Annotated in this window: 10 protein-coding genes; 6 read left to right on the top strand and 4 right to left on the bottom strand. The window is 55.0% G+C overall.

Annotated features, from left to right (window positions below):
- Nucleotides 1–53: 53 nt before the first annotated feature.
- From IB237_RS16130 to gdhA, 3 genes are all read right to left on the bottom strand, one after another.
- A complete protein-coding gene (locus IB237_RS16130; protein ID WP_192489701.1) occupies nt 54–1,640 on the bottom strand; it encodes an ABC transporter substrate-binding protein in 1,587 nt (528 codons plus the stop codon).
- Nucleotides 1,637–2,371: a helix-turn-helix domain-containing protein gene (locus IB237_RS16125; protein WP_192489700.1), complete on the bottom strand. Its 735-nt coding sequence runs from the start codon at nt 2,369–2,371 to the stop codon at nt 1,637–1,639. The genes IB237_RS16130 and IB237_RS16125 overlap by 4 nt, the downstream gene beginning before the upstream one ends.
- 541 nt (nt 2,372–2,912) lie before the next feature.
- Entirely contained in the window at nt 2,913–4,268 is a 1,356-nt protein-coding gene (gene gdhA / locus IB237_RS16120; protein ID WP_192489699.1) for an NADP-specific glutamate dehydrogenase, read from the bottom strand.
- Between the two features lie 785 nt (nt 4,269–5,053).
- On the opposite strand from gdhA, the gene IB237_RS16115 reads away from it, so the two are divergent.
- Entirely contained in the window at nt 5,054–7,483 is a 2,430-nt protein-coding gene (locus IB237_RS16115; RefSeq protein ID WP_192489698.1) for a glucose/quinate/shikimate family membrane-bound PQQ-dependent dehydrogenase, read from the top strand.
- Nucleotides 7,484–7,537: 54 nt separating this feature from the next.
- Here IB237_RS16115 and IB237_RS16110 read toward each other — a convergent pair whose 3' ends face one another.
- Nucleotides 7,538–8,206, bottom strand: a complete 669-nt coding sequence (locus tag IB237_RS16110) for a TetR/AcrR family transcriptional regulator (RefSeq protein ID WP_192489697.1) — start codon at nt 8,204–8,206, stop codon at nt 7,538–7,540.
- A gap of 431 nt (nt 8,207–8,637) precedes the next feature.
- Between IB237_RS16110 and IB237_RS16105 the strand changes: the two genes are divergently transcribed.
- The 5 genes from IB237_RS16105 to IB237_RS16085 all read left to right on the top strand — a co-directional run bounded on the left by IB237_RS16105 (nt 8,638) and on the right by IB237_RS16085 (nt 15,054).
- Complete coding sequence (locus IB237_RS16105) at nt 8,638–9,891, top strand: ABC transporter substrate-binding protein (RefSeq protein ID WP_192489696.1); 1,254 nt, start codon at nt 8,638–8,640, stop codon at nt 9,889–9,891.
- 65 nt (nt 9,892–9,956) lie between these two features.
- A complete protein-coding gene (locus tag IB237_RS16100; RefSeq protein ID WP_192489695.1) occupies nt 9,957–10,838 on the top strand; it encodes a carbohydrate ABC transporter permease in 882 nt (293 codons plus the stop codon).
- A 4-nt stretch (nt 10,839–10,842) separates the two neighbouring features.
- Entirely contained in the window at nt 10,843–11,694 is an 852-nt protein-coding gene (locus tag IB237_RS16095) for a carbohydrate ABC transporter permease (protein ID WP_192489694.1), read from the top strand.
- A 59-nt stretch (nt 11,695–11,753) separates the two neighbouring features.
- Nucleotides 11,754–12,893, top strand: coding sequence for an ABC transporter ATP-binding protein (locus tag IB237_RS16090; RefSeq protein ID WP_192489919.1), 1,140 nt, complete (start codon nt 11,754–11,756; stop codon nt 12,891–12,893).
- 22 nt (nt 12,894–12,915) lie between these two features.
- Entirely contained in the window at nt 12,916–15,054 is a 2,139-nt protein-coding gene (locus IB237_RS16085; protein WP_192489693.1) for a beta-galactosidase, read from the top strand.
- The last annotated feature ends 48 nt before the right edge of the window (nt 15,055–15,102 follow it).

Below are 15,102 nucleotides of genomic sequence, written 5' to 3'. Positions count from 1 at the left end.
TCTTTCAGAAAGTTAAAGGAGTGCCGAACGGGGGACCGCCCGGCACATCATCTTTACTCGTTCATTTCCATCAGACGGAATGTGAAGCCAAACGCTGCAAGAGGAAACGCCTTGGCAGGATCGGTAAGCGCAGGAACTGACACCTTGGGCGAGGCAGCAAAAACCGAAATCTGATCCTGACCATAAATGGACGGGGCGATGGATTTCAGCTTGAGACCAAGCTCCTGATAAATCTTCGCACGTTCTGCTTCGTCGGTTGTTTCACGGCCCTTGTCGAGCAATGCGTCAACTTCCGGGTCCTTCAAATGCTCTGGCGACATCCATGTGCCGGCAGCAGTTGAGTGATACATGCTGTAAAGCAGCGTATCAGGGTCTCCGGTCATGGTGTTGACGAAGACCTGGCTGATTTCAGGTGTGTTTTCTGCCTTCGTCACCTGTTCGGAAAACAGCGCCCATGGCATTTTTTTGACGTTTGCCTTGATGCCAAGTTGGCTGAAGTTGGCCTGCATCAGCAATGCAAAACGCTCTTCCAACGGCACCTCACCAATCCAGGAGATATCCATCTTGATGTCTTCTGGCTTGTATTTGCACTTGGCCAGATGTTCTTTGGCCTTGTCCAGATCCTGCGCCAGTGTCTGGTCTGCAGGCAAGGCACCCATCATGCCGACCGGAATAGGACCGGTGGCAGCACTGCCCTGCGAGATCGTGTCATTGACGGCCACGATTTTGACGGCGGCGTTGTAATCAAAGGCGTAGGATACCGCGAGGCGGCATTCCACGTCGTCGAATGGGGCCTTGGTGGTGTTCATCTTGACGTAGAAGCCGGATGTACCGCGCTCGGTTAGTAGCTGAGCACCGCTGGCCGCCAGAGATTTCAGGACTTCCGGTGGCAACCACTGCGAGGAAATTTCATGCTGGCCCTGCGAAATCAGGGTTCTGACGGTTGCCGCCTCCAGACCGTAGCGCAGACGTACCGTGTCTGGGGCTTTGGGCGGCACGCCAAGGAAGTAACCGGCATTTTTAGCCATGACGGTTTCTTCCTGCGGATTGTGTGAAACGACTTTGTAAGCGCCGCTGCCGGCTGCATGACCGGAGAGGTAAGCCTGTCCCCAGTCCTTCATGTCGCCTTCGCCGTCACCTAGATTTTCGAGAACAAGTTTCTTGTCGACGATTGGCAGGCGGGTCAGTGCCGAGATGAAGGGGGCGTCCTGTTCGGAGAGCGTAAATTTCACGGTGGTTGGGTCAATCGCCTCAACCTTTTCAACCTTGGTGAACAGGTAGGAAAGGCCAGCACCCAGTGCCTTCATGCGCTCCAGCGAGAACACGACATCGTCTGCCGTCAACGGATTGCCGCTTTGGAATTTAATGTCGTCGCGCAGTTTGAACGTATATGCCGTTCCGTCAATTTCCCAGCCGGTCGCGAGGTAGGGATCGTATCCAGGCTGTCCCTGTTTGGGGATGACCAGAGCATCATAAACATTGAACATCAGGATGGAGTCGGCATAGTCGGACGCCTTGGCCGGATCCAGCTCACCAACGGGCGATTCATCCAACCTTAGAACGGTCTCTGCCTGTGCGTATCCGTAGAGCGATGCGGTAGCAATCAATGCTGCTGATAATAACTTGAAGCTGTTTTTCATTTCCTGTTCCCTTTTTTTGTTATGGGCTTTTTGGACTTCATGGGAGGCGTCTTGGAGCCAATGACCGGCTGCTTGGGCGCGCTGCGTCGGCTGGCCGCGCGCGTCACAACAAGGCTGTCGCCGTTGGTGTTGGTATGGTCGTCACCAAATACATCCATGGTGCAGGTGTGAAAAACCGTCGTTGTTCCCGTGGTATGGTTCCAGGTGGCATGGACCCTTGTTGACGGAAAGTGGGCGGAATCGCCTGCTTCCAAAATCATGCGCTCGCCATCAATCTCTATGGTGAGAGCGCCTTCCAATACGAAGAATATCTCTTCTCCCTCATGCGACATCGGCTCGCTTCGATATCCCGGCGGCTCGTGAATGAGGGTGCTGCGCAAAACATTGCCGGGAAAGGCGGCTGACAGGCGCTCATAGGTGACGGCACGACCAGCTTCGCCGCCAAGGCCGTAGGCCTCACGGCTTTCCCGTCGGGTAACCGAGGAGCTGGGTTTCTGCGAGTTGAAAAATGAACCTGCGTCGACTTTCAGCACGCGACATACAGCGACCAGTGAGGTGAGGGAAGGAACTGTAATTCCGCGTTCGATCTGGGAAATGAAACCGACCGAAAATCCTGCCTTATCAGCAACTTCCTGCAGGGTCAGGCCTTGCTCCTTACGGCAAAGTCGCAACCGTTCTCCCAAAGGCTGAATGTCGGCTGCGCTATGCGCAGGACCGCTTACAGGATTCATTTTTAGTTCCACTCTTTTTTAGTATTACTACAATCAAAGGATCGGAGTGGATTTTTGTCAAGCGTTTTTTAGTCATACTAAAATTTCAATCTGGAATTGATTTCGTGAATGCAGAAAAAGCCACCGCGTTTGACGATGCTGGCGCAGTGATACGGGCTTGATGAGCGAAAGCGGGATGCTTCTGGGCGTCTGCCAATTCATATGTAAAGCACATGAATTTATTTGATTTTTATAATTGTTGCTCTGCTTGAGGGCGTGCCCCGCAAGCTGTCTCTCCATAAAGAAAATTACTCACTCCGACCTCCCAGCCAAACTGTGAAAATCTCTGTTTTCTATTTTCTCATTTGTAGTGAATAGCAACTTAAGGTGTGCGTGTCAGAAGGTTGATCTTCCTCAGTTCCGCCCCTGCCAGCATTTCCGGCCCATGATACATGCCGTGTCCGCGTCGACACCAGCATGAGCTGGGCGGTCCGTTGCTGTAAAATAACAAACGGCTCCGGCACAAATGCCGGAGCCGTTCACTGGGGTTTATCGCTGTGCTTTAGATCACGCCGTGCGCTCGCATGGCTTCTGCCACGCGAATAAAGCCGGCAATGTTTGCGCCGAGCACGTAATTGTCTTTCGCGCCATATTCTTCAGCTGTTTCTGCGCAGCGGTTATGAATGCCCTGCATGATCTGGCCAAGACGTTCGCGGGCAGTCTCAAAGCTCCAGCTGTCACGGCTGGCGTTCTGCTGCATTTCCAAAGCCGAGGTGGCAACGCCGCCAGCATTGGCCGCTTTGCCCGGTCCGAACAGAATGCCTGCTTCCTGGAACGCGCGAACCGCTTCCGGTGTCGATGGCATGTTGGCGCCTTCCGCAACGGCAATAACGCCGTTGGCAATCAGGGTCTTTGCATCGCGACCGGACAGTTCATTCTGCGTGGCGCAAGGTAGCGCGACGTCACAAGGCACGTCCCAGATCGAGCCACTGCCGGATGCAATGAAATGGACGCCCTTGGACTTTACGCGGGCATATTCAGACATGCGTTCACGGCGCACTTCCTTGATCTCCTTGACGAGATCAAGATCAATGCCTTCTTCGTCAATGATGTAACCGCTGCTGTCAGAGCAAGCGACGACGGTTGCGCCATAGCTGATAGCCTGTTCCATGGCATAAATCGCCACATTGCCGGAACCGGAAACGGTGACCTTCTTGCCTTCAAAGTTGGTGCCTTTTCTTTCGAGCATAGCGCGTGTGAAATAGACGGCGCCGTAGCCGGTCGCTTCCTTGCGCACCAGAGAGCCACCATAGCTCAGACCCTTGCCGGTGAAGACGCCCGCCTCAAAGCGGTTGGTCAGGCGCTTGTACTGGCCAAACATCCAGCCGATTTCGCGGCCGCTGACACCAATATCGCCAGCAGGCACGTCGGTGTGTTCGCCGAGATGACGATAAAGTTCGGTCATGAAGGATTGGCAAAAGCGCATGATTTCGCCTTCGGAACGACCTTTCGGATCAAAGTCCGAACCGCCTTTGCCGCCGCCGATCGGCAGACCGGTCAAGGCGTTCTTGAAGATCTGTTCGAAGCCAAGGAACTTGATGATACCGAGATTGACGGAAGGGTGGAAACGCAGACCTCCCTTATAAGGACCGAGTGCCGAATTGAACTGCACACGGAAACCACGGTTGATCTGTACCTGACCTTTGTCATCAACCCATGGCACGCGGAAAATGATCTGACGTTCCGGTTCGCAGATGCGCTCGATCAAGGCATCGGCGAGGTAGCCGGGATGTTTCGAGACGACGAGGCCGAGGCTTTCCAGTACTTCGCGGGTGGCCTGATGGAACTCCGGCTCCGCAGGATTGCGCTGCAGGACCTGGGCTAGAATGGGTTCAAGTTTCTCGTCGACGGTCGCCATGGCGACACTCCTTTCATCATCAATAAGAAGGCATGAGGGCCGCCGGTTTTCAGTCGGCAAACCCGCTGGGACAGTGCTCTCGCAAGGTGCCGGATGCATCGCCCGTCATCCGTGCTTGGTGGCTCGGGGCGGAAGTTAGTGCATATCGGCTCAGATGCACGCCGTTGTGCATCTGACGGTGTTTTGAACTGAATTCAGGCAAATTGCCGCTGTTGTGGGCAAAATGGAGGGGTGGCGCCAAAATGAGTCTGAGTCCAAAAGCGGCAAATGATCAATTGATAGGCTTATCGATTTAATTTTTGCACCTTACAAGGACGGAAGTTCTCATTTCGGTACTCGCGCTAGATTTGAGTGTGTACCTTTTCCGCAATCAGCGGGTTGTAGCTAAAGGGCTTGCGTCCAGCCGTTAGCCTTACCGGTGCTCCTATTACTCTCACTATACAAATATTCTGGCGACCTCCGCTAAACGGTCTTTCAGTAATTGTTGACGTAAAAATGTACGAACAAGTACGTATGTGGTTGCAAAACAGATACCAGCGGCACTATACCGCAGTCTCGGGAAGAAATTCCCTTCGCTGTCGTGCGTGGGAGGGCATGGTGGTAATATAAGAAAGTCCTTGCAGAGGGCGCTCCCTGAATTGCTGGTCATCCGGACCGGCCAAGATGTCGGCGCCCGTTCGAAAGCAGTGTGGTGACCGTAATTGAATGTGATCTCCGCTTCTGCTTCCGTCGCTGTGGGCTTTGACTGTCGACTCTGTCGAATCCACAATTGGAGCTAGAGATAAATGAAAGCCTCTAAAGGCATCCTGTCCCCGGTAGCCAGGTTATGGCTATTCGTGCTTGGCGCCGTTCTCATTCTCGCCGGCCTGTTCTTTGCCGCTGCTGGCGGCAAGCTGGTGTCGCTGGGCGGTAGCTGGTACTTCCTGATTTCCGGCATTGCCATCATCGTTGCCGGTTTGCTCGTCGTGATGCGCAAGCCCGCTGGCGCACTTCTTTTCTGCCTGGTAACAGCGGCTACGGTTGTCTGGGCGTTGCTGGATGTCGGCCTTGAATTCTGGCCGCTGATCTCGCGTTTGCTGGCCTTTGGCGTCGGTGCGACCGTGGTCGTGCTCAGCCTGCCGTTGTTGCGCAAGGCGTCCGGAAAGACACCGGCCTATCTTCCATCTTTTGCCATCGCGGCGCTTCTGGCGGTTGTCTCAGGGGCCGGATTTGCTGGCATGTTCGTGCCGCATCCAACCGTTGCCTTTAACGGTACTATTGCGCCTTTGACGCCAGTTGATCCGGCCAAGGAGCAGAAGAACTGGGAGGCCTACGGCAATACGACCGGTGGCTCGCGCTTTGCCGCGCTTGACCAGATTACTCGCGATAACGTCAAGGATTTGACCGTTGCCTGGACCTACCAGACCGGTGATACGCCCGTCAGCCCCGGTGGCGGTGGTGCCGAAGACCAGTTGACACCGTTGCAGGTTGGTGACCGCGTATTCCTGTGCACACCGCATAACAACGTCATCGCTATCGATGCGGACACGGGCAAGGAAAACTGGAAAAACGAGATCAATGCCAAGTCGTCCGTGTGGATGCGCTGCCGTGGTCTTGCCTATTTCGATGCGACCCGTCCGCTTGAGCAGCCAACCGTTGATGGCTCGACGCCGGTCACAGCAGCCACAGTTCCGGAAGGTGCTCTTTGCCAGCGCCGCCTGCTGATGAACTCGATCAATGCCGAGCTTTTTGCAATTGATGCCGACACCGGCGCATTTTGCCCTGATTTTGGCACCAACGGCCGCGTCGATCTGAAGATTGGTATGGGCGATGCCCCTGATCCGCAATATGTGCTGACATCAGCGCCGACGCTTGCTGGTACCACTGTTGTTGTCGGCGGTCGTATTGCCGATAACGTTCAGGTCGATATGCCGGGCGGCGTCATGCGCGGTTTCGATGTGATCACCGGCGAATTGCGTTGGGCATTTGACCCGGGCAATCCTGAAATCACCAAGCTACCTCCAGAAGGTCAGACCTATACACGTTCGACACCGAATGTTTGGGCCGCAATGTCCTATGATGCAGCATCGAACACTGTCTTCCTCCCAGTCGGAAGCCCATCAGTCGACCTTTATGGCGCGACGCGTACGGAACTCGACCACAAGTATGGTGCATCGATGCTGGCGCTGGACGCCACCACAGGTCGCGAGAAGTGGGTTTATCAGACCGTTCATAACGATCTCTGGGACTTTGACGTGCCAATGCAGCCGTCATTCTTCGACTTCAAGAAGGCTGATGGATCGACTGTTCCGGCTTTAACCTTCGGGACCAAGGCTGGCCAGATCTGGGTGCTTGATCGTGCGAACGGTCAACCTCTGACCGAAGTCGCCGACGTGCCGGTTAAACCAGGTAAAATCCCGAACGAACCTTATGCTCCGACACAAAAACTGTCGGTTGGCATGCCGCAGATCGGTGCGCAGACGCTAACGGAAAGCGACATGTGGGGTGCGACGCCATTTGACCAGTTGTTGTGCCGCATTGCCTTCAAGGGCATGCGTTATGATGGCGTCTACACCGTTCCGGGAACAGATCTGGCGCTGAATTTCCCAGGCTCGCTTGGTGGCATGAATTGGGGCGGTTTCTCCACCGATCCTACGACAAACACCATCTTTGTCAACGACATGCGCCTTGGTCTGTGGATCCAGATGAAGGAAGCCGCACCAAGCACTGCCGTCAACAGCGGTTCGGAAGCGACCAATACTGTCATGGGCGTCGTGCCGATGCGCGGTACACCTTACGCGGTCGACAAAAACCGTTTCCTGTCGGCGCTCGGGATTCCGTGCCAGGCCCCTCCCTATGGTTCACTGACTGCCATCGACATGGACAGCCAGAAGATCAAGTGGCAGGTGCCACTCGGTACGGTTGAAGATACCGGCCCTATGGGTATCAAGATGGGTCTTCCAATTCCGATCGGCATGCCGACGATTGGTGGCTCGCTGGCCACGCAGGGCGGTCTGGTATTCTTTGCCGCCACCCAGGACTACTATCTGCGCGCCTTTGACAGTGCGACAGGCAAGGAAATCTGGAAGGCTCGTATGCCGGTTGGAAGCCAGGGTACGCCGATGACCTACAAGTCGCCAAAGACTGGCAAGCAGTACATTGTCATCTCGGCCGGTGGTGCACGTCAGTCGCCTGATCGCGGCGACTATGTGATCGCCTACGCGCTGCCAAACTAAGCCGTCAGGCACATTTTCTGGAAAAAGAAATGCCCGGCCATGCGCCGGGCATTTTTATGGAGCAGCCCACCGGCTGCCGGAATAGTCCGTGGTGACATAGGCCAATACGGAATCGACCACCATCTGTCTGTGCCGCTGGTAGATATCGGGTACGGAGAGGTCGCACTGGAAGAGTGCGCCGAATGTATGTTTGTTGGTAACGCGGAAAAAACACTGCGAACTGATCAACATGTGCAGATCAAGCGGTTCGATATCGCGGCGAAACACACCCGTTTCGCGACCACGGGTGATGATATCTTCCAATGTTTTAAGCACGGGCGGGCCCGCATCCCCGATCGCCTTCGATTGCTTCAAATGCACGGCCTGGTGGATATTTTCATTCATTACCAACCGCACAAAATCGGGGTTGGCCTCATCGTGGTCGAATGTGTGTTCAATCAATTTTTTCAGGGCTTCAACAGGAGAGAGTGCCTCAAGGTTCAATTCTCTCTCAAATGTCCGAGCCTGAATATAGGCCTTCTCCAAAACCGCAAGATAAAGGCCGGTTTTGCCACCGAAGTAATAATAGATCATCCGCTTGGATGTCTTGGTGCGTTCGGCTATTGCATCAACCCGCCCGCCAGCCAGTCCGAGAGCGGCAAATTCTTCCGTGGCCGCTGCCAGAATGTCTTCCTTGGTTTTGTCGGGATCATTCTTTCGCGTCTCGCGCTTTGGACTTCGCATCTAAGGTCAGCTTTCTTCGCATCTAAACAGGAACATCCGCTGGTAGGTCCATTTCGTATAAAATGCGAGTGGAAATAAGGCCAGTCGATCGCGGCTGGGCTGCTTGTGGTCATTTCAGCATCCTCTGTATCGCCGATAAATCCTATATGGCATTTCGTGATCCTGTCCTTTTCAGGACTGTCGGATGTGTCTGTCTAGTGCTTGAGTGCGGCTGTGAATTGTAGGGTCCTAAAGCCTTGAATTCTTTGAGTAGCAGTCAATGTTAGCAATCCCGGCGGGCCTTATATTTTCGTTCGTCCCGATCGCTACTTTCGGAATGAAAAATCGCAATTCCAATCATTAATTTATTAAACTAACCATTGACGAGCGATAGGCGTTCGCCTAGTGATACCGCTGAGATCGGGAGCTCTCGTTTGTTTTAGGAGGACATCATGACCACGATTCTGAAGCCGACCCGCCGCCGTTTTGTACAGCTGACAGGTGCCGTTCTGGCATCCAGCGCGCTGTCAGCACCTGCTATAGCGCAGGAAAAACAGCTGACGATCATTTCCAACCGCGGCAACGCCGGTCAGCGCAAAGCGCTGGAAACGATTGCTGCTGAATTTGGCAAGGCTGTCGGTGCAAATGTCACCGTCAATAACATGGATCACGAGGCGCATAAGACCGCGATCCGCAACTATCTCGTGGCAAGCCCGCCGGATATCTGCTTCTGGTTCTCTGGCAGCCGTATGCGTGGTTTTGTGCAGAAGGGGTTGTTCGAGGACGTTTCCGATCTCGTAGAGAAGGAAAATTATGGGGATGTGCTGGGCGGTACGCTCGGTTCCGTTACTGTCGATGGCAAACAATATGGTTTGCCGACAGGCGGTATTCTCTGGGGTCTGTTCTACCGTCAGGACACGTTTGACCAGCACGGTCTGACAGTTCCAAAGACATTCGATGACTTCTTTACTCTCGCTGAACAGTCCAAGAAAGCTGGCATCATCCCGATGAGCATGGGCACCAAGGATCAGTGGCCTTGTGGCGGGTGGTTCGACCATATGAACCTGCGTATCAATGGTCTTGAGCATCACATGGATCTGATGAACGGCAAGGTGAAATACACCGATGCATCGCTCAAGGATGTTTTCGACAAGTGGGAAGCGCTGATAAAGGCTGATTTCTTCACGCCAAACGGTTCGTCCTACGAGTGGGATCCTGCCGCGGCCAGCCTTGTGCAGAAAAAGTCCGCGATGATGGATCTCGGTAACTTTATCAAATATGCGTTCCCGGCCGAAGATCTGCAGCATGTGCGTTTTGCGCCTTTCCCGACGATCAATCCGGGCATGGACCAGTTCGAGGACTTCTCGGTGGATTCGATCCACATGCCGTCGGGTTCGAAGAACAAGGAACTGGCACGTGAATTCCTCGCTTACTTCTACAAGCCGGAAAACCTCAGTGCTTACCTTGCGCCGGAAGGCAACGTGCCTGCCCGCAGCGACTGCACGATCGGTGATGATCCGATCCTGAAAATGGCAGTGGCTGAACTGAAGAACGTCAAGGGCACTTCGCAGTATTACGACCGCGACAGCGATCCTGATCTTGCGCAGGCCGGCCTCAAGGGCTTCCAGGAGTTCATGGCAAAGCCAGAGCGCCGCGAGCAGATCCTGACACAGGTCGAGCGTACCCGCCAGCGCATCCACGGCTAACCGCCGCTTCGTTTCAAAAGGAGGTGGACTTGTTCCACCTCCGATCATTTCCATAGGATATGCCCATGTCTCTTTGGTGGCGCAGCCATCGTAACTGGCTGACACCCGCGCTGTTGCTTGCGCCGGGCCTGATACTTTTCCTCGTTGTCATCATCGCATCGTCGCTTGAGACGTTCCGTATCTCGTTTTACGACTGGGACGGCATGGGCCCGAAAACATGGGTTGGCCTTGGCAACTACCGTGAACTGTTCGACGATCCGCAGTTCTATGTATCGCTGAAGAACAACACGATCTGGCTGATCACGTTCCTGCTGGCGCCGCCCGCCGGTCTGGCCATTGCGCTTTTGGTCAATCAGAAAATTGCTGGCATGCGATTTATCAAATCGCTGTTCTTCATGCCGTTGGTGCTGGCAACCGTTACGGTTGGCGTGATTTTCGGATGGTTCTACGATCCGACCTTCGGTCTGCTGGCCATCATCTACCACGCATTCGGTGCGGAGGCGCCAGCTCTTCTTTCCGATGAAAACCTTGTGACCTTCGCTGTTGTCGGCGCTGCCCTGTGGCCACAGATCGCCTTTTGTATGGTGCTGTTTCTGGCCGGTCTCAACAATCTCGACGAGGAATTGATCGGTGCTGGCCGTGTTGATGGCGCGAAAGGCTGGCAGATGCTGCGCCATATCGTTCTACCACAACTCAGCCAAGTTGCCTTTATCGCAGTTGCCATCACCGTTGTCGGTGCCCTGCGGTCATTCGATGCGATCTCGGTGATGACTGCCGGTGGTCCGTTCGGCTCCTCCATGGTGCTTGCCTACCAGATGTATGATCAGTCGATCTTCTCGTACCGTTTCGGTTATGGGGCGGCGATTGCCACCATCCTCTTCCTCATCATGTCCATATTCATTGCCTGGTATCTGCGCGGGCTGATCAAATCCGAAAAGAGGAGCTGATCCGATGTATCCTCGTCCCATACCCGAGAACAAAAAACTTGCCCGCTTTGGATATATGGCTGGCGTTTCGCTGGTGCTTGTCCTGTGGCTGTTGCCATTGTTTGCCGTCATCATGACGTCCTTCCGGTCGTTTGATGACGTGATGGCCGGAAACTACTGGGGTTGGCCCAGCAAGTTCAATCTCGTTGAGAACTATGTCGCGGTCTTCGAACAGACCAAGATGACGCGTTATTTCATGAACAGCCTGATCATTACGGTGCCCTCGGTCATCATGGTTCTGGTGTTCTCGACGCTGACCGGTTTTGTGCTGTCGCGTTATCGTTTTCGGGGTTCGATGGTGATCTTTGCGATCTTTGTCGGCGGTAATTTCCTGCCGCAGCAGATCATGATGATTCCGATCCGCGACCTGATGGTTTCGATCGGCCTCTACGATACCTTCTATGCGCTGATCCTGTTCCACGTTGCCTTTCAGACCGGCTTTGCCACACTGTTCATGCGCAACTTCATTGCCGCCTTACCGGACGAACTGTTCCAGGCGGCACGTGCCGAGGGTGCGTCACCCTGGCAGACACTGATCCACATTGTCGTGCCCCTTGTCCGCCCTGCGCTCGCAGCACTTGCCATTCTCGTCTTCACCTTCATCTGGAATGACTATTTCTGGGCGCTGGTGCTGACGCAGAGTGATGTCGTCAAACCGGTTACTGCCGGTCTCTCCAACCTCAAGGGTGAATGGGTTTCTGCCTGGAACATTGTTTCGGCCGCCACGATCTTCGTCGCGATCCCGCCAGTCATCATGTTCTTCCTGATGCAGAAGCATTTCATTTCGGGCCTGACCATGGGAGCGGTCAAAGGATGACTGTTGCCGCTCAGACCCCGACGCCCACCAACCAGACGAACAATAAGGACAAGATCGGCATGAAAAGCGTCGAACTTACCAATGTCGAAAAGCACTATAGTGGTTTCCACGCGCTGAAGGACATCAACCTTACGATTGAAAAGGGCGAGTTTATCGTGATGGTCGGTCCGTCCGGCTGCGGTAAGTCCACGCTGCTTAAGACCATTGCCGGTCTCGAAACCGTCACCTCCGGCACGTTGACGATCAATGGTCGTGATGTGACCAAGGAAGAGCCGGGCGATCGTGGCATAGCCATGGTATTTCAGTCCTACGCGCTTTATCCGCACATGACGGTTGGCGAAAACATGGGCTTTGGCCTGAAAATGGCAAAACGGCCAAGGGCCGAGATTGATGCCGCCGTAAAGCGTGCTGCCGAAATCCTGCGCATCACCGAACAGCTTGACAAGCGGCCTAAGCAGCTGTCCGGCGGCCAGCGGCAGCGCGTAGCGATCGGACGTGCCATTACGCGTTCTCCGGAAGTCTTCCTGTTTGACGAACCGCTGTCCAACCTGGATGCAGCACTGCGCACACAGATGCGCGTGGAACTGTCAACGCTGCATGCCGAGCTTGGCTCAACGATGATTTACGTCACCCATGATCAGGTCGAGGCGATGACGATGGCCAGTCGGATCGTGGTGCTGAACAAGGGGGCAATCGAACAGGTTGGTTCGCCGCTTGAGCTCTATGCCAACCCGATCAACCATTTTGTCGCCGGCTTCCTCGGTGCGCCGCGCATGAATTTCTTTGAAGGTCGTATCGTGACCGTTTCGGGCGGCCGCGTCAGCGTCACTGTCGAGGGACTACCGGAACTGCAATTTGCCGATATCGCCGACGTGAAACTTTCAGTCGGCGACAAGGTCAAGGTCGGCGTGCGTCCGGAACGGTTGAAAACCGGAGAGCAGACCGGGGACGCCAGTTTCGACGCGAAAATCCGCCTGATCGAACATCTTGGCCGCGAGACGATCCTTCACGTTGACGGCAGTCCTGTGGTTACCACCGGCTCCGACACCGGCACCCAGAATATTACTGTTCAATTGGGTGATGTCGTTGCCTTTTCCAACGGCCAGTCGGTGAAGGTCAACTTCGACCTCTCGGACGCTTATCTCTTCGGGCCTGACGGCAAAACGATCACTCCTGCGAAAGCCGCCACCCGCACTTAATTTAATTTGGAGTTTTGAAGATATGAAACGGTCCAATCCAGCGCCGCTTTCGGCTTGGCGCACCCTTAACCTTGACGATTTTTTGCTCGGCGTGCCGCATTATCCTGAACATGTCGATGAAAGCTACTGGCAGCGTGATGCCGAGCGGATGAAGGAACTCGGCTTCAACACGGTGCGTATGGGCGAATTTGCCTGGCACATCTGGGAACCCTTTGAAGGCAAGTTCGACTTTGATCTATTCGACCGGGCGATTGAAGTGCTTGGCAAGGCTGGCATCAACACCGTGCTCTGCACACCAACGGCGACACCACCGCGTTGGTTGACACATAACTATCCTGAAGTGCTGCGTGTTGACCGCAACGGCCGTCGTGCAAGCCATGGCTCGCGCCAGCATTGCGACACGACCAGCCCTGTGCTGCGTCACCACAGCCGCCGCATTACCAAGGCAATGGCCGAGCACTACGAAGACAATCCCTATGTTATCGGCTGGCAGACAGACAATGAGCTGAACACCACGGTGTCGGAATCGTTCTCGGATTCTGCCGCACTCGCGTTCCGCAATTTTCTGCGTCACAAATATCGGACGATCGATGATTTGAATTTCGCCTGGGGCGGCCATTTCTGGGCCACTGCCTATGACAATTTCGATCAGGTCGTGTTGCCAATGCCGATGGCACCATCCTATCTGAGCCCCGGCCACGTCCAGGACTATCACCGCTTCCTGGCTGTAGCGACCGCAACCTTCCAGCATGATCAGGTCAAGATCCTGCGTGAAACCAATTCCGACTGGTTCATCTTCCACAATCTCGGCAATCTCACCGATATCGATTTCCGTGGGCAGTTCGGTCAGGATCTCGACTTCATCGGTTTCGATATCTATCCGATGCTCTACGACGAGTTCCGTCGGACGGGCGGCCATGCCGCAACGCAGGCCTTACAGATGGATTTGTGCCGCAGCTATTCGGGCAACTTCATCGTGCCGGAGCAGGCATCCGGTCTTGGCAGCCAGCCAGCCTTCACGACGATGACACCAGAGCCTGGCGAAATGCGCCGCATGGCACTGTCATCCGTGGCGCGTGGTGCAGACGGCCTGATGTTCTTCCGCTGGCGCCCAGCGCATTTTGGTGCGGAAATCTACTGGATGGGCATTCTCGATCACGATGACGTGCCACGTCGCCGTTATGAAGAGGCACGTCATTTCGCGTCCGACATCAATAAGATCAAGAGCAAGTTGCTGGGCACCAGTGTTCAGATCGACATCGGCATTGCCGGCGCGGACTTCGACAACCAGGAAGCCCACAAGACTTATCCGATCGGCCTGCCGTCGCCGGTGGAAGATGCAGTTCATCTGCATCGCTTCGCCTATCAGAACGGTTATGCGACCGGCTTCGTCCATCCGGAAGACGACCTGTCTCGCCTGAAGGTGTATTACATTCCGCATTGGGTGATGTGGGATAATGCCTGGACACCAAAATTGCGTGCCTTTGTTGAAGCGGGCGGTACGGTGATTGTTGGTGCGATGACAGGCACCCGGGATCGCAACAACCACATTATTCGCGAGCAGGCGCCGGGCGCACAGCTTTCTGAATTGACCGGTGTGAAGGTTGAAGAGTTCGGCCGTGTTGTGGCGGCTGGCGGGCAGGGTCTGTTCCAGCGCAATGCGCCTGATGCCGGCATGTATGTGCCGCCACAGGTTCTGCCGTCTTCGTCGTCGGAACGGTCCTACAAGATGCAGATTGGCAACCGAGAGGCGACGGCCGAACATCTCTACGAGACCATCGAGATCGCTGACGATGTGAAGATCCTGGGGTCCTGGTCCGATCGCAGTCTGGCTGGAAAACCGATGCTGACCGAGCGCAAGGTCGGGCAGGGACGTGCGATCTATCTCGCAACCTATCTGACACCTGAGGTGGTTGAGCTTCTGGTACCGACTGTCATTGCCCAGTCGGGTGCTCAGCCTCTGGTGGAAGATTTGCCGTCCGGCGTCGAAGTATCGCTCCGCACGGCAGAAGATCGTCGCCTGCTTTTCGTCATCAACACGACAAGCGAAAGCCGCTCTTTCAAGGCACTGCCTGCTGGTCAGGATCTGTTGACGGATGCAGCCGTGTCAGGCGCGACTGAACTGGCTGGCTACGGCTGCCTGGTGATTGAGCTCAGCTAAGTCTCCACCCTCCCAGGAGAGTGATGGTTGAGCTATCAAGACGTGCGG

Source organism: Agrobacterium sp. AGB01, from assembly GCF_014851585.1.
In the GTDB taxonomy this organism is placed as follows: Bacteria; Pseudomonadota; Alphaproteobacteria; order Rhizobiales; family Rhizobiaceae; genus Agrobacterium.
The sequence above is the reverse complement of the archived record's forward strand: the minus strand, read 5'-3'. Positions and strand labels throughout refer to the sequence as shown.

What these genes read in the sequence shown, in the direction of transcription:
- IB237_RS16130 (WP_192489701.1), bottom strand. Translation starts at nt 1,640, where the DNA reads ATGAAAAACAGCTTCAAGTTATTATCAGCAGCATTGATTGCTACCGCA.
- IB237_RS16125 (WP_192489700.1), bottom strand. Translation starts at nt 2,371, where the DNA reads ATGAATCCTGTAAGCGGTCCTGCGCATAGCGCAGCCGACATTCAGCCT.
- gdhA (WP_192489699.1), bottom strand. Translation starts at nt 4,268, where the DNA reads ATGGCGACCGTCGACGAGAAACTTGAACCCATTCTAGCCCAGGTCCTG.
- IB237_RS16115 (WP_192489698.1), top strand. Translation starts at nt 5,054, where the DNA reads ATGAAAGCCTCTAAAGGCATCCTGTCCCCGGTAGCCAGGTTATGGCTA.
- IB237_RS16110 (WP_192489697.1), bottom strand. Translation starts at nt 8,206, where the DNA reads ATGCGAAGTCCAAAGCGCGAGACGCGAAAGAATGATCCCGACAAAACC.
- IB237_RS16105 (WP_192489696.1), top strand. Translation starts at nt 8,638, where the DNA reads ATGACCACGATTCTGAAGCCGACCCGCCGCCGTTTTGTACAGCTGACA.
- IB237_RS16100 (WP_192489695.1), top strand. Translation starts at nt 9,957, where the DNA reads ATGTCTCTTTGGTGGCGCAGCCATCGTAACTGGCTGACACCCGCGCTG.
- IB237_RS16095 (WP_192489694.1), top strand. Translation starts at nt 10,843, where the DNA reads ATGTATCCTCGTCCCATACCCGAGAACAAAAAACTTGCCCGCTTTGGA.
- IB237_RS16090 (WP_192489919.1), top strand. Translation starts at nt 11,754, where the DNA reads ATGAAAAGCGTCGAACTTACCAATGTCGAAAAGCACTATAGTGGTTTC.
- IB237_RS16085 (WP_192489693.1), top strand. Translation starts at nt 12,916, where the DNA reads ATGAAACGGTCCAATCCAGCGCCGCTTTCGGCTTGGCGCACCCTTAAC.